18 protein-coding genes are annotated in these 18,451 nt (G+C 70.7%); 10 read left to right on the forward strand and 8 right to left on the reverse strand.

From position 1 onward, the window contains the following. Positions 1-17: 17 nt before the first annotated feature. The 5 genes from KLK06_RS07640 (at position 18) to KLK06_RS07660 (ending at position 5,005) form a co-directional block, all read left to right on the forward strand. Positions 18-470 carry a MarR family winged helix-turn-helix transcriptional regulator gene (locus KLK06_RS07640; protein ID WP_214634572.1) on the forward strand — a complete coding sequence of 151 codons (453 nt, stop codon included), beginning with the start codon at positions 18-20 and terminating at the stop codon, positions 468-470. Positions 471-616: 146 nt separating this feature from the next. After that, positions 617-1,642 (forward strand): fumarylacetoacetate hydrolase family protein, encoded by a 1,026-nt coding sequence (locus tag KLK06_RS07645; protein WP_250904973.1) that lies wholly within the window; start codon positions 617-619, stop codon positions 1,640-1,642. Further along, positions 1,639-2,670, forward strand: coding sequence for an amidohydrolase family protein (locus KLK06_RS07650; protein ID WP_214634574.1), 1,032 nt, complete (start codon positions 1,639-1,641; stop codon positions 2,668-2,670). Before KLK06_RS07645 ends, KLK06_RS07650 begins: the two co-directional genes overlap by 4 nt. A 10-nt stretch (positions 2,671-2,680) precedes the next feature. Beyond that, the gene (locus tag KLK06_RS07655) at positions 2,681-3,640 is read left to right on the forward strand and encodes a fumarylacetoacetate hydrolase family protein (protein WP_214634575.1); all 960 of its coding nucleotides are present in this window, start codon (positions 2,681-2,683) and stop codon (positions 3,638-3,640) included. A 6-nt stretch (positions 3,641-3,646) separates the two neighbouring features. Further along, entirely contained in the window at positions 3,647-5,005 is a 1,359-nt protein-coding gene (locus KLK06_RS07660; RefSeq protein ID WP_214634576.1) for a hypothetical protein, read from the forward strand. Here KLK06_RS07660 and KLK06_RS07665 read toward each other — a convergent pair. Then, positions 4,983-6,428: an FAD-binding oxidoreductase gene (locus KLK06_RS07665; protein WP_214634577.1), complete on the reverse strand. Its 1,446-nt coding sequence runs from the start codon at positions 6,426-6,428 to the stop codon at positions 4,983-4,985. The genes KLK06_RS07660 and KLK06_RS07665 overlap by 23 nt on opposite strands. Positions 6,429-6,662: 234 nt before the next feature. Between KLK06_RS07665 and KLK06_RS07670 the strand changes: the two genes are divergently transcribed. Continuing rightward, the gene (locus tag KLK06_RS07670) at positions 6,663-7,466 is read left to right on the forward strand and encodes a GntR family transcriptional regulator (protein WP_214634578.1); all 804 of its coding nucleotides are present in this window, start codon (positions 6,663-6,665) and stop codon (positions 7,464-7,466) included. A 60-nt stretch (positions 7,467-7,526) separates the two neighbouring features. Here the strand turns inward: KLK06_RS07670 and KLK06_RS07675 are convergent, their stop codons facing one another. The 3 genes from KLK06_RS07675 to KLK06_RS07685 are packed head-to-tail and all read right to left on the reverse strand — an operon-like array spanning position 7,527 to position 9,845. After that, positions 7,527-8,471 carry an amidohydrolase gene (locus tag KLK06_RS07675; RefSeq protein ID WP_214634579.1) on the reverse strand — a complete coding sequence of 315 codons (945 nt, stop codon included), beginning with the start codon at positions 8,469-8,471 and terminating at the stop codon, positions 7,527-7,529. Further along, positions 8,464-9,264, reverse strand: coding sequence for an SDR family NAD(P)-dependent oxidoreductase (locus KLK06_RS07680; RefSeq protein ID WP_214634580.1), 801 nt, complete (start codon positions 9,262-9,264; stop codon positions 8,464-8,466). The genes KLK06_RS07675 and KLK06_RS07680 overlap by 8 nt, the downstream gene beginning before the upstream one ends. Next, a complete protein-coding gene (locus tag KLK06_RS07685) occupies positions 9,261-9,845 on the reverse strand; it encodes a carboxymuconolactone decarboxylase family protein (RefSeq protein WP_214634581.1) in 585 nt (194 codons plus the stop codon). The genes KLK06_RS07680 and KLK06_RS07685 overlap by 4 nt, the downstream gene beginning before the upstream one ends. Before the next feature lie 158 nt (positions 9,846-10,003). Here KLK06_RS07685 and KLK06_RS07690 point away from each other — a divergent pair, with 158 nt between their 5' ends. After that, positions 10,004-10,774, forward strand: coding sequence for an SDR family NAD(P)-dependent oxidoreductase (locus KLK06_RS07690; RefSeq protein WP_214634582.1), 771 nt, complete (start codon positions 10,004-10,006; stop codon positions 10,772-10,774). Positions 10,775-10,799: 25 nt separating this feature from the next. After that, positions 10,800-12,125 carry a hypothetical protein gene (locus KLK06_RS07695; protein WP_214634583.1) on the forward strand — a complete coding sequence of 442 codons (1,326 nt, stop codon included), beginning with the start codon at positions 10,800-10,802 and terminating at the stop codon, positions 12,123-12,125. Between the two features lie 16 nt (positions 12,126-12,141). Here KLK06_RS07695 and KLK06_RS07700 read toward each other — a convergent pair whose 3' ends face one another. Genes KLK06_RS07700 through KLK06_RS07715 form a run of 4 tightly spaced genes read right to left on the reverse strand, consistent with a single transcriptional unit; the run spans position 12,142 to position 16,679 of the window. Next, entirely contained in the window at positions 12,142-13,653 is a 1,512-nt protein-coding gene (locus KLK06_RS07700; RefSeq protein ID WP_214634584.1) for a carboxylesterase/lipase family protein, read from the reverse strand. Next, positions 13,650-14,939: an amidohydrolase family protein gene (locus KLK06_RS07705; protein WP_214634585.1), complete on the reverse strand. Its 1,290-nt coding sequence runs from the start codon at positions 14,937-14,939 to the stop codon at positions 13,650-13,652. Before KLK06_RS07705 ends, KLK06_RS07700 begins: the two co-directional genes overlap by 4 nt. Beyond that, positions 14,936-15,799 (reverse strand): fumarylacetoacetate hydrolase family protein, encoded by an 864-nt coding sequence (locus KLK06_RS07710; protein WP_214634586.1) that lies wholly within the window; start codon positions 15,797-15,799, stop codon positions 14,936-14,938. The genes KLK06_RS07705 and KLK06_RS07710 overlap by 4 nt, the downstream gene beginning before the upstream one ends. 7 nt (positions 15,800-15,806) lie before the next feature. Next, a complete protein-coding gene (locus tag KLK06_RS07715) occupies positions 15,807-16,679 on the reverse strand; it encodes a fumarylacetoacetate hydrolase family protein (RefSeq protein ID WP_214634587.1) in 873 nt (290 codons plus the stop codon). Positions 16,680-16,873: 194 nt separating this feature from the next. On the opposite strand from KLK06_RS07715, the gene KLK06_RS07720 reads away from it, so the two are divergent. Together KLK06_RS07720 and KLK06_RS07725 are read left to right on the forward strand one after the other, a co-directional pair. Continuing rightward, complete coding sequence (locus KLK06_RS07720) at positions 16,874-17,632, forward strand: SDR family NAD(P)-dependent oxidoreductase (RefSeq protein ID WP_214634588.1); 759 nt, start codon at positions 16,874-16,876, stop codon at positions 17,630-17,632. A gap of 27 nt (positions 17,633-17,659) precedes the next feature. Further along, a complete protein-coding gene (locus KLK06_RS07725; protein ID WP_214634589.1) occupies positions 17,660-18,442 on the forward strand; it encodes an SDR family NAD(P)-dependent oxidoreductase in 783 nt (260 codons plus the stop codon). Positions 18,443-18,451 lie beyond the last annotated feature (9 nt).

Genomic DNA, 18,451 nt, shown 5'->3' on the forward strand with positions numbered 1-18,451 from the left:
AGACCACGGAAAGGATCATGTATCTGATCCACCGCACCAGAGTCGCGACCGCGGAGGCGGTCAACGCGGAGCTGGCCGACCTCGGACTCAACGGCACGCTGTCGCTGATCTTGGAGACCATCTTCGAACTCGGCGAGACCAATGCCGCCGAGCTGGCGCGCCGCTGCCTGGTCACCCGGCAGGCGCTCACCGGACCGCTCAATGACCTGCAGTCACGCGGGCTCGTACAGCGGCCGGAACCGTCCACCCGCGTGCGGGTGCGCCCGATCACGCTGACCGCCGAGGGGCGCGAGGCCGCCGGGATCGCGCGGCTGCGGGTGGGCGAGGCGGAACGCCGGTCGATCGCATCGTTCGAACAGGGCGAACTCGATCAGTTGCGCCGCCTGCTGACCCGGCACGCCGCCGCATGGGAGGAGCTCGCGCGGGACGGCGCCGCGCCCCGGGGGCGAGCGCCACGGTCCGCCTGGTGACGGCACGCACTAGCCATGAGAGCAAAGTGATATTAGTGTCGACACTCGCCCGTTGCGTCAGGGCGCGGACGGAGGGCACGACCCGGCGTTCCACGGCCTGGTCCACGCTCGTTCTGCCTTCGATCTCATCCGGGGGGATTACCCGATTGTGCGCTTTCAGCTTTGAGAACACCCCTGCCGACGGCTTCGCGCTGGCCAGGTTCGCGGTCGCGGGCCGCCCAGTCGTCGGTGTTGTCGTGGATGGCACGGCCTATCCGCTGGGAGCCGCACCGGCTCCCGAGTACGCCTCGGTCACCTCGATCGAGGAACTGCTGCCGGAATGGGACACACACGTGGACCGCCTTCACGCGTGGGCCGGGAGGCTTCGGGCGGGGTCCGTCGCCACCCTGCCCATCACCACCGGCACCGCCGACGTGCTGGCGCCCACGCGGCCGGCCGGCATCTTCCAGGCGGCGGCCAACTATCGCAAGCACGTCGTCGATCTGATGGTCGCCTCACCACGCCCCGAACACCGCGATCTGACCGAACCGGAGCGGCGGGCCTTCGCGACGCGCATGATGGACGAACGCGCCGCCTCCGGCACCCCCACCGTCTTCTGCGGCCTTCCGTCGAGCCTGTCCGGCCCGTACGACGACGTGGTGATCCCCCACATCACCGAGCAGTGCGACTGGGAGTTGGAGCTGGCGGCGGTGATCGGCCGTCCCGCCCGATACGTCTCGCGCGACTCGGCACTGGAGTTCGTCGCCGGATACACGATCGTCAACGACATCACGATGCGCGATCGGCTTTATCCGAGCGGGGACAGCGCGCGGGGCCCGGACTGGCTGGCGTGCAAGGGCGCGCCCACCTTCCTCCCGGTCGGCCCACTGGTCGTCCCCGCGAGGTACGTCCCCGATCCGATGGCCCTGACCATCACGCTGAGGCTCAACGACGTGGTGATGCAGCACGAGGCGACCGCGGACATGATCTTCGATCTGCCCAGGCTGATCGAGCACGCCTCACGGTACGCACGGCTACTCCCCGGAGACCTGCTGCTCACCGGATCCCCGGCCGGCAACGGCGTGCACCACGGCCGTTTCCTCCAGGACGGCGACGTGATGGAGGGACGGATCACCGGGCTCGGCGTCCAGCGGACCCCGGCGGTCGCCGAGCGCCGGGCATCCGCGACATGATCGACGTCCACGCGCATCTGGGCGTGCCGGAGGCCGAGCGGCTGGCCGCCGCCGACGCCGGTTTCACCGCACACCAGTCGGCCGTCCGCGCGCGTTACCGGGATCCGAGCACCGCCGCCCACATGCGCTCGGTCGCGCCGGAGTGGGAGCGGCTGCTCACCGACCTCGGCGAGCGCGTCACGTGGATGGACCGGGCCGGGGTGGACGTCCAGCTGGTGTCGGTCAACCCCGGGCAGTACCACTATTGGGCCGCACCCGCGACGGCGGCCGCGCTGGTGCGAGTGATCAACGGGCGGCTGGCGGCGGCCGCCGACGCCCACCCCGACCGGCTGCTGGCGCTCGGCACGGTCGCCCTGCAACACCCCGAACTCGCCGCCGCCCAGCTTCACCATGCGGTCCACGAACTCGGCATGGTCGGTGTGCAGATCTCCACCAACGCCGCCGGCCGTGACCTGTCGGCACCCGACCTGGAGCCACTCTGGCACGCCGCCGAGGAGTGCGACGCGGTGATCTTCCTTCATCCGCTGGGCTGCCCGCAGCTCACCGACCGGCTCGCCCCGGCCTATCTGAACAACATCGTCGGCCAGCCGATGGAGACCACGATCGCCATCTCCCACCTGATCTTCACCGGAGTACTGGATCGCCATCCGGGGCTTCGCCTGTGCGCCGCGCACGGCGGCGGCTACCTGCCGCACTACCTGGGGCGCGCTGAGCACGCCTATGCCGTCCGGCCCGACAGCCGCACGATGGCGCACCCGCCGGGGCACTACCTGCGACGGATGTGGTTCGACTCGGTGGTGCACTCGCCGGCGGTGGCCCGTTCCCTCATCGACGTCGTGGGGGCCGACAGGCTCGTCGTCGGCACCGACTACCCCTTCGACATGGGCGACGCAGACCCAGGCGTGCTGATCGAGGCGATCCCGGGACTCGACGGCGCCGAACGCGCGGCGATCCGTACCGGCAACGTGCGGGCACTCCTCGGCCGCCACGCCGACCGGTTGCCCGCCCCCTCTGCCCGACCGATCTAAGGAGACGCCCATGCGCTGGTCCACCTACCGGTCCCCGCTCGACGGACGCGAGCACATCGCCGTGCTGCGCGACGGCCTGCTGCACGGTTGCCGCTCGCACACCCGGCTCCTGGATCTGCTGCGCGACGACAGCGTCACCCTGTGCGAGGCGGGGCAGAACACCCTCGCCGACCCGCTGGAACGGCTCAGCGTCGCCGACGCCGATCTGCTCGCCCCCATCCCGGTGCCGCCCTCGATCCGGGACTTCATGGCCTTCGAGGACCACCTGAAGCCGATTCTGCGCGCCCGCGGCGCCGCCATCGATCCGGCCTGGTACGAGATCCCCGCCTTCTACTTCACCAACCCCGCCGCCACCCTGGGGCCCACCGACGACGTTCCCGTCGCCCCGGGAGCCGTGGAGCTGGACTACGAACTGGAGGTGGCCGCCGTGATCGGGCGGCCTGGCCGCGACCTCACACCAAGGTCCGCCGAGGCGCACATCGCCGGATATGTGCTGATGTGCGATTGGAGCGCGCGAGACCTGCAGCGCCGCGAACGCGGCGTCGGCCTCGGCCCGGTGAAAGGTAAGGACTGGGCCACCAGCTTCGGCCCGTACCTCGTGACCGCCGACGAACTGCCGACCCGCCACGCCGAACCGGGCCCGGAGCTGACGATGCGCGCCGAGGTCAACGGCCGCGCCTACTCCCAAGGCAGGCTCGGCGACCTGTACTGGTCGTTCGGCGAAATGATCAGCTACGCCTCGCGCGGAACCGAGGTCCGGCCAGGCGACATCATCGGCAGCGGAACGGTCGGCACCGGCTGCATCGCCGACCTGGCCGCACGCCACAGCCCCGAGGAGTACCCCTGGCTGTCGGCGGGCGACCGCGTACGGCTGGCGGCCGACGAGCTGGGCGCGATCGACTGCGTCCTGGTGCCCGGCCCACCGGTGATCCCGCTACGCCTGGCCGGGGACCTGCGGAAAGGGGAGTGAGGAAAGGTGGACGACCGGCTGAGCAAACCCGAGATCTTCACCGCCGACGAGATCCGCCGGTACAGGGCCGACATCGCCGGCGTGCGCGAGCCGGGGGCGTACGAGCCGGGCCGGTGGTCGGTGAGCCCGCTGAACCGCGCCCCCGAGATCGTCGGCCCGATGCCCTCCCGGGTCAGGCTCCGGGACGTCACCTTGCGAGCGATCGACGCGCTCCCCGGCGTTGGGGTGGATCCACAGGCCAAGCGCGCGTTCCTGAGGCGGCTCGTACACGCGGGAGTGCCCGAGGTCGTCACCGCCGGGGCACGGGGCAGGTCCGCCGAGGACTTGCGCGCCGACATCGAGACGATCAAAAGCGAGGACCCCCGCTGCCGTACGACCTGCCCGATGGTCCTGGACCGGGACGATCTGGCGGCGCCCGCGGCGGCCGGCTACGACGCGGTGCAGATCTGGGTGCCGCCATGGGGCGAGGCGTCGCGGATCTACGAGGGATCGGTGCACACCTCCGCGTGGAACGGCGCGGACTGGCGGAAGCCGGGACTGCCCCGCGATCGCGACGGTTTCGTCCGCCGCGCCGCCGAACTGATCGAACGGGCCCGGGAGTGTGGCCTGGAGGTCACCGCGCCGCTGCTGATGGTCTCCTACCTGACCGCCGAACGGCTCGGCGAGACCTGCGCGACACTCGCCGACGCGGGAGCCGACGAGATCGCGCTGTTCGACGGTCCAGGCGGGATGGGACCGGAGGCGATCGCCCAGCTGGTCGGCCTGGTCAAACTCGCGGCCCCGCAGGTTCGCGTCGGCGTCCACCCGCACAACTCCTTCGGCCTGGCCGTCGCGAACGCGATCGCCGCCGCGCGGGCGGGAGCGGAGGTGATCGAGGTGTCGGTCAACGGATACTGCGGCGGACCGGGCAATGCCGACCTCGCGTCCACGGTCGCGGCCTGCGAAGCGCTGTACGGCGTGCGCACCGGCGTACGCGCCGGCCAGCTCAAGGCGCTCTCCCGCGCGGGCGTCGACCTGACCGGCTACGACATCGCCCACAACCATCCGATCACCGGTGACAAGGTCTACAACTGGGGTGGCCTGGATTTCATGACGCAGGAGACCATCGTCGACGAATTGCTGCACAACGCCATCGCCCCGTCCTGGTCGGGCGGCCACCTAAGGGTCTCCCTGACACAGGCGAGCGGGCCGTTCACGATGTGGGACAAGCTCGCCGAGCTTGGCCTACGGCTACCCGTCGCCCAGGTCGCCGCCGTGCTGGAGCGATGCAAGGCGGAGATGGCACGTCTGGGCCGGCTGCTGAACGACGACGAGATCATCGCCGTCGCCCGGCGCGCCACCCTCACCGAGGTGGATCCGCGCTGAGCTCAGCTCCTTGTGCCGTCGTGGCGCCGTCTCCCGGAGCGGGGTGGAGCGACGGGGCGGCGCGGGCGTAGGCGGTGGTCGACTCGGCCGGGGTCATGTAGGAACGGAACAGGCCGTCGGGGTCGTAGACGGCGCGGATCTTCTCCAGACGGACGGCGTTCTCCGGGCTGAGACCGTGGTCGAAGCGGTCGGCCACGTTGTTGTCAGAGAACTGCAGGCCCTGGGACAGGTGCTGGATCTCGCTGAGTGTGCCGTGGACCCACCGCTCGCGGTCGAGGTCGTCGGCCGGGTCGCTCCAGCCGGAGTTCGGGGAGAGATACACCTTGGCCTGGGAGGACCAGCACGCGCGAGGGGTGGTGGGGTGGTGTCCCCAGAGCATCCACAGGACGAAGTCGTTGTCTCCGGGGATCGTGTCGAGCATCTGGCGGGCGGCGCCGACGATCTCGCTCGCCGGTCCGCCGGCCCAGATGCCGTCGAGCGCCCAGCGCAGCCCGGCGGGGGTGAGGCGGTCGGCGATGTCGTACAGCTCCACGATCGAGGTCTCCCGGTTGACCGTCGCGCGGAGGGCCCGGTCGCGGAAGGGGATCTGTTCGAGAGACTCAAGGAGGTCCTCGCCCGTCTCCTCGGTGCAGAACGCCGTCGCGGTCAGGGACGCGGCGTGCACGCCGAGACCCGGTGTGAAGCCGACCTTCGCCGAGATCTCCACGGCCGGTGACAGCGTCTCCAGATGGTCGTACGACCACCGCAGCAGCTCGTCCCGCAGCTCCAGCGGATAGGTGTGCACGGTCCGGAGGATCTTGCTGGCGCGTGGGTGGACGTCGAGGTGGAACCGGGTGACGACGCCGAAGAAACCGGGGCCGCTGCCGCGCGCCGCCCAGAGCAGGTCGGGGTGGTTCTCGTCGTCGGCGTGCACGAGTTCGCCGTCGGCGAGGACCACGTCGATCGCGCGGATGCTCAGGCAGGCGGGGCCCCAATAGCGGGAGTTCCAGCCGTAGCCGCCGCCGAGGATGAAGCCGCCGATGCCCACGGTCGGCGCGTGCCCGGTGGGGAAGAACAGGCCGTGCTCGTACAGGAGGTCGTTGAGTGCCGGCCCCTTGACCGCTGGACCCACCGCGGCGACTCGACCGGGGACGTCCAGCTCGATGTCCTGGAGGCGCGACAGGTCGATCAGCAGCCCGCCATCACGCACGCCGTTGCCGACCCAGCTGTGGCCGCCCGACCGGATGCTGACCCGCAGCCCTTCGGCCAGGGCCAGCCGGACCGCCCGGACCACGTCGTCCTCGGTTTCGGCCAGGACGATGACGGCAGGGTAACGGTCGGGCTTGCGGGCGTTCCACACCGCGTCGAGCCGCGCCTGCTCGTAACCGCTCTCGCCCCGCCGCAGTACGCTGCCCGGAGCATGGTCGGTCATCGGATCGGACAAGGCGCCTCCTTGGTTGAAGACGGACATAGCGCATGATGAGTACCGGAAACTGGACTGTACTGTCGACACTAAGCTGCGTCAATGTGGATAAGACCGCCTTTCTTCGTGTTTGACCGTAAGATGCTGTCGACAGTAGGTTCAGCTCGTATCGATGGAGAGTCGTAAGCTCACGTACGCGCGCGAGCATGCGTAAGCTCCGATGTGACGGCGCGAGCGCGATGGCGGGAGACGGCGATGGGGCAGGGGCTGGGCCAGATCGACGACGTGCGGCAGCCGGACGCGGAGCAATCGGGACAGCCGGTCTCCGGGCAGCCGGCGGAGCCTGTCCCCAATCGGGCCACCGAGTTGGTCCGCCTGCTGAAACTGACCGAGCGGCGCGAGCCCGCGGTGATCGAGGTGGCCACCTGGGTGGGGCTGGGCATCATCGAGGGCCGCCTGCGGCCCGGCGAGGATCTCAACAGCGTCGAGTTGTCGCATCGCTTCAACAGCAGCCGGACGCCGGTCCGCGAGGCGCTCATGCTGCTGGAGCAGGAGGGCCTTGTCGAGATACGGGCCCGCCGCAGGCCGCGCGTCGCCGCCTTCACGCCGCAGCGGGTGCGGGAGATCTATTATGTGCGCGGGCATCTGCTGGGGCTGGTCGGCCAGTTGGTGGCCGAGCATGCCTCCGACGACGACCTTGCCGACCTGCGCGAGCGCCTCGGCGAGATGCAGGAGCGTGCGGATGCCGGCGACATCGACGGCTACTTCTGGCGACATGTCGCGCTACAAGAGCGGATGACGGATATCGGCGGCAACGAGACCTTGAAGGGCATTCTCGACTCGCTGGCCCTACGCACCCTCATCCTGCGCCACGCCAGCCTCGCCCAGCCGGGCCGCCTGCGGGCCAGCGTCGCCGACCAGGTGCGCATCATCGAGGCGATCGAGCAGCGCGACGGCGAACTGGCCGCCATGCTGCTCCTGCGGGCGACGCACGCGGCGCTCGCCGCCATCGAGGCCGGCGGCTGGTCGGAGCGGAGCGCGAGCGACGAGAACGGCTGACCCGCCAAGCGATCGGCGAACGCCGGGCAATCGTGATCCGCAGTGGTACGGGGACCGCGGTCAGAAGCCGAAGAACTCGGCAGGGTTGTCCACGAGCAGCCGGGTGAGCAGGTCACGCCCGGGAGCGATCTCGGCGAGCAGGTCGACGAGCAGTCCGTCGTCGGGGGCGTCGCCGGCGATGTTGGGATGGGGGAAGTCCGTGCCCCACAGCACGCGTTCGGGGCAGTGCCGCACCAGCAGGGCGGCGAGGGCGACCGCGTCGGCGTACGGGGGGCCCTGCATGGAGACCCGGTCGATACCGCTGACCTTGACCCATACGTTGCCCGAGTCGAGGAGCGCGCGCAGCGTGCGGACCGCATGGCCGTCGAGGCCCTCAGAGATGTCGACACGACCCATGTGGTCGATGACGACCGGGGCGGAGAACGACTCGATCAGCGCGCGATGCTCGACGACGCCGCTGCCTTGGACGTGGATCTCGGCGTGCCAGCCGAAGTCCGCGACCCTGCCCGTCACCCGGGCGATCTCGTCCGCGGTGGGCGGCCGGCGCAGGTGGGGCAGGAAGTTCAGCCGGAAGCCGCGGACCCCGGCCTGATGCAGCCGCTCGATCTCCGCGGGGGCCGTCGCCTCTCCGATCAGGGCGACTCCCCGCAACCGGCCGCCGCCCGCGGCGAGCGTGTCGAGCAACACGGTATGGTCCGAGCCGTTGCACGCCGACTGCACGACCACCGCCCGGGTCAGGCCGAGATGCTCGTGGAGCGCCGCGACCTTCTCCTTGGGGACGTCCACGGGGGTGAACGCGCGATCAGGGGCGTAGGGGAAGACGTCGCCGGGGCCGAAGACATGGCAGTGCGCGTCGCAACTGTCCGGTGGGAGCACGATGGACGGCTTCCGCGGCGCGGGATGTGGCGGCGGGTTGCCGGGCGAAGGCGTGAAGAGCGGCGCGGACAGCTCGGTAGGCACCAAAGCCCGCTGCGTGGCCGCGGTCGCGAGCGGGCGCTCAGTCACAGCGGGCCGTCATTCCGCCGTCGACCACGATCTCCGTGCCCGTGACGAAGCGGGCCTCGTCGGAGGCCAGGAAGAGCGCGGCGTACGCGGTGTCGCGGCCGTCGCCCATGAAGCCGAGCGGGATGCGTGCCTGCCGTTGCGCCAGCAGTTTCCCGACGTCGCCCCCGGCCCGCTGGCCCGCCAGCCGTGCTTCGACCATGGGCGTGTGCAACTGGCCGGGCACCACCGTGTTGACCCGGACGCCGGCCGGGGCGTACTGCACGGCCGTCACTCGCGAGAACTGGATGATCCCCGCCTTCGCCGCCGCGTACCCCACCTGCGCCGCGCCGGTCCACCGCAGGCCGGAGGCCGAGGCCGTGTTGACGATCGCCCCGCCTCCGCCTGCCGCCATGACCGGGATGACATGACGGCACGCCAGGAAGACGCTGGTCAGGTTGATGTCGAGCTGCGACTGCCAGTCTTCCGTGCTCAGCTCGGCCGCACCGCCCGGTCTCGACCCGCCGATGTTGTTGACCAGGATGTCGACCCGGCCCGCCTGCTCGACGACGGCGGCGACCAGCGCGGCGATGTCGGCCTCGGCGGTGAGGTCGGCCAGGCGGGTCACGGCGGTGCCGCCCTCGTCACGGATCTGCTGCGCGGTGACGTCGAGCGACTCCTCGTCGCGGTCGGCGAGGAAGACGGTCGCCCCCTCCCGCGCGAAGATCACGGCGGTGGCCCTGCCGTTGCCCCAGCCGGGCCCGGCGCTGCCCGCGCCACCGATGATCGCGATCTTGCCCGCCAGCCGGCCGCTCATCGCGCCATCCGCGTGGCCGCCGGAGATCCGACCTGCAGGGCGACCAGGAACCTGGACACCATGTTGTACGCCGCGACCGTGGCTGTCAGCTCGACCAACTCCTTCTCGGTGAAGTGGGGACGGAGCGCGTCGAAAACCTCATCGGAGACGTGAACGTCTATCGTCACGGCGTCGGCGTAGGCGATCGCCAAGCGCTGGACCTCGCTGAAGACCGAATCGGAGACCGAATCGGAGACCGAATCGCGGAGCGGACCGGATGCCGAGCCGGAGATGGGGACGGCCATGCGCTTGACGGCATCGAGTTGCGCGTCGTTCAGACCGGCACGGCGCGCGTCGGGCTCGTGCGCCGCCCACTCGTAGTCCGCCCGGTTGAGCACCGCGATCCGCAGGATCACCAGCTCGCGGATCATGTCCGGCAGACTCATACGCCGCCGGACGGCCCCGAGAAAGCTGTTCCAGCCGTCGGCGAGCTGCGGGCTGTGCAGGAGCATCTCGTCCAGTGGGTGAAGGGTGCCGCCGCGTCGCGCCCGTATCCGCGCGGCGATCTCGTCGGTCCCTTCCATGCCGGGAAGGCGTGCCACTCGGATTCCTCTCGTTGGATTCTCGGCTTGCGCCGATAGTTCTAGCCTAGTGTCGACAGAATGTAAATCTCTCTGGCCAATCTGGGGAAGTATTCCCCTCCTGCGCGGCTACAGTTGCTGATAGTGTCGACATACCAACGTGGAGGGCAGAGGCAGCCATGCCAGATCGACTGACCGGCAAGATCGCGCTCGTGACGGGTATCGGGGCCGGGATCGGGCGTGGGATAGCGCTCCGGTTCGCGGCGGAGGGCGCCACCGTCATCGGCTGCGACATCAACCCCGAATCGGCCGAGGCGACAGTCGAGAAGGCGCGCGCGGACGGCTTGGAGCTCACCTCGATCCACCCGATCGACCTGACCAGGCCCGCCGACGCCACCCGGTTCGCCGACGCCGCCGCCGCGTACGGCCGGGCCGACGTCCTCGTCAACGCCGGGGCGATCGCCCCCCACATGGCGCCGATCGACGAGATGGACTTCGAGACCCAGTGGCGGCCGACCATCGCCGGTGAGGTCGATCTGGTCTTCCTCGCCTGCCAGGCCGCGTGGCCACACCTCGTCGCCGGCGGACGGGCGTCGATCATCAACTTCGCCTCGGTCAACTCCTTCCGTGGCAGCCGCCAGATGGCGATGGTCGCGCACTGCGCGGGCAAGGGCGCCGTGCTGGCCATGACCCGGCAACTCGCCGTCGAAGGCGGGCCGTACGGGATCAGGGCCAACACGATCGCGCCCGGCCTGGTGCAAACCTCCGCCACCGCGGCGGCCGGGGCCACCACGGGCGGACTGTCGGAGACGATCGTCTCCCGGACCCTGCTCGGCCGGCTCGGCACGCCCGACGACATCGCCTGGCTCGCCGTGTACCTGGCATCCGACGAGTCGAGCTGGGTGACCGGGTCCAACTTCACCGTCGACGGCGGCGTCACCGCCGCCTGACACGCCCCGTCTTTGGAGGACGTCTGTGGATAAACCACCCGTTTTCACCGCCGACGAGATCGCCCGCTTCCGGGCCGAGCTTGCCGAGAAGCGCGTGCCCGGGGCGTACGAACCAGGCCGCTGGTCGGTGAGCCCGCTCAATCGCGACCCATCCGTCGCCGGGCCGCTCCCTGGCGAGATCCGGCTGCGGGACGCGACGCTGCGCTCGGTCGAGACCCTGCCCGGGGTGGTGGCCACCGAGGAGGCCAAGGCGGACTACCTGCGCCGACTCGTCCGGGCCGGCGTGGGCGAGGTGGTCACCGCCGGGGTCGCCGGGCGGGACGACGACGCGCTGAAGGCCGAGGTCGGCGTGCTGAAGGAGGAGAACCCGGACTGCCGGGCGGTCTGCCCGCTGCTGTTCACCCCGGCCGACATCGACCGCGCCTGGCGGGCCGGATACGACGCCGCGCAGATCTGGGTGCAGGGATTCGGCGAGACGTCGCTCATCTACCAGCGCGTCTACGGCCAGGCGTGGAACGGCGAGGAATGGCGCACCGAGAAGACCCCGCGCGACCGGGCCGCCGTGCTGCGCCGCGCCGTCCCGCTGATCGAGCACGCGCGGTCACGAGGTCTGGAGGTCGCCACGCCCATGCTGATGGTGTCCTACCTGACCGACGAGATGCTTCAGGAGTCCGCCGCGGTCCTCACCGGCGCGGGCGCGACCGAGCTGACGCTCTTCGACGGGCCGGGCGCGATGAGCCCTGAGGCGTTCGGACATCTCGTCCGCCGCACGAAGGAGCTCGCCCCCGGAACGCGGGTGGGCCTGCACCCGCACAACACCTTCGGCCTCGCCGTCGCCTGCGCCGTGTCGGCGGCCCGCGCCGGTGCCGACGTCATCGAGCTGTCGGTGAACGGCTACTGCGGCGGCCCCGGCAACGCCGACCTCGCCGCCACCGCCGTCGCCTTCGAGGTCCTGTACGGCGTGCGTACCGGGATCCGTACCGAGCACCTCACCGCCCTGGCCCGGGCGGGCGAGGCCCTGACCGGCTACCAGGTCGCCTGGAACCATCCCGTGACCGGCACCGACGCGTTCAGCTGGGGCGGCATGGACCTCATCACGCAGGAGACGACCGTCGACCCGCTGCTGCACAACTGCCTGGAGCCGGCCCTGGTCGGCAACGAGCGCAAGGTCCCCTTCACCTTGGACAGCGGCGGCTACACCCTCGCCGACAAGCTCGAACGCCTCGGCGTCGAGATCACCCACGAGCAGGCCGACCGGGTCCTGGCGGCCGCCCGGCACACCATGATCGCGGAGGGCCGCCTCCTGACCGACGCCGAGCTCGCCGCCATCGCCAAGACGATCATCTCCTGACCGGCCCCGTATCGAGTCAGATGGGGCGGGGCAGGCCGTCGAGAAGGCGCATCGCGTCGAGACGGTCGGTCGTGCCACGGGAGATCCCGGTGTCGCCGAAGACGAGCACCGGCGAGGTGTCGCCTCCGGTGAAGGTGTCCCAGACGGGCAGCGTGCCGCCGTTCGGGTCGGCGTGCGTCACGAAGCGCGCCCAGGCGTCGCCCATCGCCGCGGCAAGCTCACGGTCGGCGTCCTCCCAGGGCCATGCCAGCCGGTGCAGGTTGTCCCCGGTGTACGGCAGCTCGGCCGTGTGGAAGACGCCGTAGCCCGGCCTGCCGTCGGGGGGCGGGGCCAGGTCCAGACCGGCGGGCAGCGGAGGCGTATGGGCGAAGCGGTACATCCAGGTAGGCGCGCCCGTGGTCGCGGTGTGCGTCGTGGCCCAGCGCCAGACGGGGTACACGAACCGGGTCTCCCCCGTGAACAGCCGCGCCGACCGGGCGGCCTCGACCGGGTCGCCGGTGGGGTAGACCCCGGCGAAGTCCGCGGCGTGGCGGGCGGCCACGTCGGCGGCGGCGCCGGGACGGGTGTAGACGCTGCCCTCGTCGGTGTTGGAGCCGACCAGCAGGGGCACCGGGTGCTGGCCGCCCGCCTCGAACACGTGCTGGGTGTCGCGGACCAGCACCCGCCCGTCGACGACCGGGCCGAAGTGGCCCTTGAGGATCAGCTCCACACCGGAAACCCGGCGCAGCCCGGCCAGGTCGCGTCCGCCGAGCTCGGCGGCGTACCGCATCCCTTGCTCCTGCGCCGCAGCCTGGTCCGGCATCGGGCCTTCGGCCCGGTAGATCCCGGCGGCGCTCTGCCCGATCGCGGCGCGGAACAGCGAGCGGGTCCCCGGCGCGGCCATCAGGTGGCAGACGTGGGCCGCTCCGGCGGAGTTGCCGGCGACCGTGACTTTCGCCGGGTCGCCGCCGAAGGCCGCGATGTTGTCGCGCACCCAGGTCAGGGCGGCGACGATGTCGAGCAGGCCGTAGTTTCCCGAGGCGCCGTGCTCGTCCTCCGCGGCGAGTTCCGGATGGGCCAGGAAGCCCAGGGCGCCCAGCCGATAGTTGAGCGTCACGACGACGACGCCGCGACCGGCGATCGCCCGTCCGTCGTGGATGTCCTGCGACCCGTGGCCGTACCGGTTGCCGCCGCCGTGGAGCCATACCATCACCGGCAGCGCGGCGGATCGGGACGGCTCCGGTGTCCACACGTTGGCGTACAGGCAGTCCTCGCTGATCATCAGGGGCCGGCGGTCGTTGAAGTTGACCTGGTAGATGATCGAGTCGCGGGGCGGCTGGGACTGGAGGGGGGCCGGGCCGAACTCCAGCGCCGGACGCTCCCCGTCCCAGGAGTCCGGACGCCGCGGTGGCCGCCATCGCCAGGGCCCGACCGGGGGCGCGCCGAACGGGACGCCGCGGAACACCGCGACCCCGTCCTCCCATCGTCCGAGCAGCCGCCCGGTCTCGATCGAGACACCGGGCCCCGTCCTGGCACCGCCGCCGGTCATGCGCCCTCGAAGGCGTGGGTGGTGCGCCCGGTCGGGGCCTTGTGGAAGCGGCCGTCCTTCATGATGGCGAGGAGGCGGTCGCGGTCCTGGAGGATGCCGATGTCGTCGAGGGGGTCGCCATCGACGAGCACGAGGTCGGCCAGGTAGCCCTCACGGATCAGGCCCAGTTCGTCGGCCATGCCCATGATCTGCCCGCCGTACAGAGTGGCCGCCCGCAACGCCTCGGCGGGGGTGAATCCGAACCACTCGACGAACAGCCGCAGGTCACGGGTGTTGCGTCCGACCGGGTTCCAAGGGAAGCCGTAGTCACCGCCGGGCAGCACCCGGACGCCCCTGCGGACCAGTTCGGGGACGACCTCCTTGATCGCGCTCGCGGTCGGCTCGACTTCCATGCCCTCCTCGGGCTCGGCACCGCTCTCGTACAGGTTGGCGTAGACGATCCCCGGAGTTGGAGCGACGAAGACCCGGTCGCGGGCTGCCTCCAGGAGGTCGAGCGCCTCCTCGTCGGCGAACGTGCAGTGGTAGACCGCCCGGATTCCGTGCCGGACCGCCATCTTGATCGACTCGGCGGCGTGGGCATGGGCGGTGAGCCAGATCCCGCGGTCGCGGGCGACCTCGGCGGCGACGGCCACCTCCTCCTCGGTGAACTGCACGATCCGGGAGGTGCCCGCGACCACCGCGCTCTCGCCCGAGAGCGACAGCTTGACGATGTCGACCCCGAGGTCGGCCATCTGGCCGACGAACCGGCGGATCGACTCAGGGTCGGACGCGCGGTGTTCGACGCCGGGGAAGTCGTACACCCCGGGAGCGACCATGCCGGCGCTGCCCTCCCACGAGGCCGCCCTGAGGCGCGGTCCGGGCATCCAGCCTTCGCCGAAGGCCTTGCGCGCGGCGATCTCGGTGCGCGGCAGCCGGTTGCCGCCGGAGTAGGCACTGGTGATCCCCGAGTCCAGCAGCACCCGCCCGGCGTGCGCCACCAGCAGTGCCTTCTCCTCGTCGGGCTCGTCGCGCCTGGGCGAACGGTGCTCGATCGTCGACCCGAACCCGAGGTGCGCGTGGGCGTCGACGAGCCCGGGGATCAGTGTGGCACCGGCCCCGTCGACCACCCGGGCACCGGCCCGCCGACCGGCCGGTACGTGGCCGGCGACCACGCTGACGCGGTTGCCGGTGACGAGCACCTCACCGGGGAAGGGATCCCGCCCCGTGCCGTCGAAGATCTGCACGTCGGTGAAGAGGGTGTCATCGGGCACCGGCATCGCTGTCTGCTCCTGGTCTATGTGCGTCATCGATGTGCGGAGGCTCCGGACGCGGCCCGGAAGGTGTGCCGCATCTCCCCGAGGCCCTCGATCCTGCTGACCAGTACGTCGCCGGGCGCGAGGAAGCGCTGCGGGGTGCGCCGGTTGCCGACGCCGGCGGGGGTGCCGGTGAAGATCAGGTCACCGGGGAACAGCGGGCAGATCGCGCTGAGGAAGGCCACCAGCCTGGGCACCGGGAAGATCATGTTCGAGGTGCGGTCGTGCTGGACGACCATGTCCGACAGCTCGCAGGTGAGCTCCAGGTCGTCGCGGTCGGCCACCTCGTCGAGGCTGACGAGGGCCGGGCCGACCGGGCCGAACCCGGGAAAGGACTTGCCGAGGGAGAACTGCGGGGGCCGGCCGGCGAGCTGGACGATCCGCTCGGACAGGTCCTGCCCGACGCTCAGCGCCACGACGGGATCCCATCCGTTCTCCACGGGCACGCGGTAGGCGGGCCGGCCGACGACGGCGACCATCTCCAGCTCCCAGTCGACGTTGCCCGCCGGCAACCCGATCGTGGTGGCCGGCCCGGTGAGGCAGCTCGGGAACTTGGTGAACACCAGCGGCTCGGTGGGCTCGGCGTACCCCGCCTCGGCGGTGTGCGGGCGGTAGTTCAGGGCGATCGCGAAGACCTGCCTGGGGTTCGGCACCGGGGTGAGCAGGTCGGCTTCGTCGTACGGCCGCGCGGCTGCCGGATCCAGGCCCGCCGACCAGTCGAGCAGGTCGTCCCACTGGTCGAACAACCTGTCCGGGTCGGCGGCGAAACGGCCACCACTGACGGCCGCCACGTCCGCGGCCCGGCCGTCCGCGGTCAGCAGCACCAGGCGGCCGGCCAGGTTCGCGATCCTCACCTGCGGATCACACCCACTGCTCGGCGGGCGGGGCGTCGGTGCCGTGAGCCTCTCGCCACGACACCACCCGGTTGCGCAACACGCCCAGGCCTTCGATCTCGGCCTCCACCACGTCGCCGGGCTTGAGGTAGTTGGCGAAGGGATCGTCCGTACTGGCCGCCACACCGGCGATGGTACCGGTGGTGATGAGGTCACCGGCACTGTAGACCTGCGGCGAGTGGTAGGCCACCAACTGCGGGAGCGACACCGACATCCGCGAGGTGTTCGACTTCTGCCGCACGTCGCCGTTGACCCGCAGCTCCATGTCCAGATCGTGCGGGTCGCCGATTTCGTCGGCGGTGACGATGTACGGCCCGATGGGACAGAAGGTGTCGATGGCCTTGGAGAAGGAGAACACCCCCGACTGCATCTCCCTGCGCTGGATGTCCCGCGCGGTGATGTCGTTGAAGATCAGGTAGCCGGCGATGTGCTCGACGGCCTGCTCGGCGGTGAAGAATTTGCCCGGACGGCCGATCACCACGGCCAGCTCCAGCTCGTAGTCCAGCTCACGGGTCAGATTGTCCGGGTAGACGATCGCGTCCTCCGGCCCGATGATCGCATCGACGTTCTGGAAGAACACGATGCCCTTGTTGACCGGATGCGACCAGTCGACCCGGACCAGGTCCTCATGATGTTCACGGAAGTTGCCCGCGGTGTGGAAGAACTTCTTGGGCACGATCGGCGCGCGCAACCGCACCTCCGACAGCCGGAACCGGCGCCCGGTCTCCTCGACCGCACCACCACGTTCGAAGTACTCGCGCATCGACGTGACATCGAACTCGACGACGTCCTCTTCGGCGATCCGGCCGACAAGACCATCGTCGAACGTCACCAGCTTCATCTGTCCTCCGTTGATAAATGTCGACACTTATCCTCTCTAGGGCTCTCCTGCTATGTCAAGCGAGGACGTGTACGCGAGCGTACGATGGGACGAAAGACCGCTATGGACATCGCCAATCGGGTGGACTAGCGTCCCTTTCGCGCTCATGACAGCAAATTTTCACATCCCGCAGGCGAAGCGGCGAGGAGGTCTTAGTGTCGACATGGCTAGGGCTCGGCGGACGGCGCGCGGTCGTCGCCGGGGCCGGCGGGATCGGTGGCGCCGTCGCCGTCGCGCTGGCGGACGCCGGGGCTGAGGTGGTCGTCCTCGACATCGACGAGGCAGGGCTCGCGAAGATCGAGCGCCCGTCGGCGGAAGGGTCGGGGGGAATCTCCGGGCTGGCCGCCGACCTCACCTCTCCCGCCGCCTGCCGTGCCGCGCTCGGCGAGGCGGCCGGGCGTCTGGGTGGCCTCGAGGTGTTCGTCCACGCCGTCGGGGCGAACGATCGCCGGCCGGTCCTCGACGTCACCGACGAGACCTGGGAGAAGATCGTCACGATCAATCTCAGCAGCGGCTTCTGGCTCGGCCAGGCCGCGGGCGCCCTGATGGTGCCACGCGGCTACGGCCGGATCGTCTTCCTCTCCTCGGTCTCCGGACTGCTGGCGCACAAGGATCACTCCCCCTACGCCGCCACGAAGGGCGGGATCAATCAGCTCATGCGCGTCATGGCACGCGAGTGGGCCGCCTCCGGCGTCACCGTCAACGCCGTCGCCCCCGGCTATGTCGAGACCGACCTGACCCGCGCGTACCTCGCCAAGCCCGGAGTGCGCGAGTCCATGGAGTCCCTCGTGCCCGCCGGGCACCTCGGCACCCCTGAGGACCTCACCGGGCCCGTGCTGTTCCTCGCGTCCCAGCGGGCCTCCTTCGTCACCGGCCACGTCCTGTACGTCGACGGCGGCCGCACCCTCGTCTGACCAGACCACCCACTGCCAGGAGACAGCATGACCACCCCCGTATCGCGGCGTTTCGCCGGCAAGACCGTGCTCGTCACCGGCGCCGGCACCGGCTTCGGCGCGGAGATCGCCGTACGCGCCGCCCAAGAGGGCGCCGACGTCGCCATCCACTACCGCAGCTCGCGCGCGGGCGCGGAGGCCACCGCCGAACGCGTGACCGCGCTCGGACGCAAGGCGATCCTCGTCCAGGCCGACATCGCCGAGCGCGAGCAGATCAGCAGGATGGCCGACGAGGTGTGGTCGCACTTCGGCCGCGTCGACGCCGCCTTCAACAACGTCGGAGACGTCGCCCGCGACCAGATGTCCTGGCGCGACATCACCGAGGAGTCGATCGACCATGTCCTGGCCGTGGACGTCAAGGGCACCCTGCTCTGCACCCACGAGTTCGGCTCCCGCATGCTGGACCAGGGCGGCGGCTCGATCGTCAACATCGGCTCGACCGTGGTGGCACGCGGCAGCGCCCGCGCCCCGCAGTACGCCGCCGCCAAGTACGGCATCATCGGCCTGACCAAGTCCTACGCGCACGCCTTCGCGCCGCTGGTCCGGGTCAACGTCTTCGCCCCCGGCTTCATCGAGACCGAGGCGACCCTCGGCCGTGAGGACTGGAAGAACGGGCGCGGCGACCAACTCCGCAAGGCCACCCCGATGGGACGCATCCCCGGTCCCGCCGAGCTCGCCGGCACCGCCCTGTTCCTGGCCACCGAGGATGCCGGACACATCACCGGCGGCTTCCTCGTCGCCGACGGCGGCTACAACATGATCGGCGCCTGACCCGCTCAG

Source organism: Nonomuraea sp. NEAU-A123, from assembly GCF_018603905.1.
In the GTDB taxonomy this organism is placed as follows: domain Bacteria; phylum Actinomycetota; class Actinomycetes; order Streptosporangiales; family Streptosporangiaceae; genus Nonomuraea.

Bases quoted from the DNA above. Each gene is read 5' to 3' on its own strand.
- KLK06_RS07700 (WP_214634584.1), bottom strand. From the start codon at position 13,653: ATGACCGGCGGCGGTGCCAGGACGGGGCCCGGTGTCTCGATCGAGACC.
- KLK06_RS07655 (WP_214634575.1), top strand. From the start codon at position 2,681: ATGCGCTGGTCCACCTACCGGTCCCCGCTCGACGGACGCGAGCACATC.
- KLK06_RS07690 (WP_214634582.1), top strand. From the start codon at position 10,004: ATGCCAGATCGACTGACCGGCAAGATCGCGCTCGTGACGGGTATCGGG.
- KLK06_RS07725 (WP_214634589.1), top strand. From the start codon at position 17,660: ATGACCACCCCCGTATCGCGGCGTTTCGCCGGCAAGACCGTGCTCGTC.
- KLK06_RS07705 (WP_214634585.1), bottom strand. From the start codon at position 14,939: ATGACGCACATAGACCAGGAGCAGACAGCGATGCCGGTGCCCGATGAC.
- KLK06_RS07670 (WP_214634578.1), top strand. From the start codon at position 6,663: ATGGGGCAGGGGCTGGGCCAGATCGACGACGTGCGGCAGCCGGACGCG.
- KLK06_RS07680 (WP_214634580.1), bottom strand. From the start codon at position 9,264: ATGAGCGGCCGGCTGGCGGGCAAGATCGCGATCATCGGTGGCGCGGGC.
- KLK06_RS07650 (WP_214634574.1), top strand. From the start codon at position 1,639: ATGATCGACGTCCACGCGCATCTGGGCGTGCCGGAGGCCGAGCGGCTG.
- KLK06_RS07640 (WP_214634572.1), top strand. From the start codon at position 18: ATGTATCTGATCCACCGCACCAGAGTCGCGACCGCGGAGGCGGTCAAC.
- KLK06_RS07715 (WP_214634587.1), bottom strand. From the start codon at position 16,679: ATGAAGCTGGTGACGTTCGACGATGGTCTTGTCGGCCGGATCGCCGAA.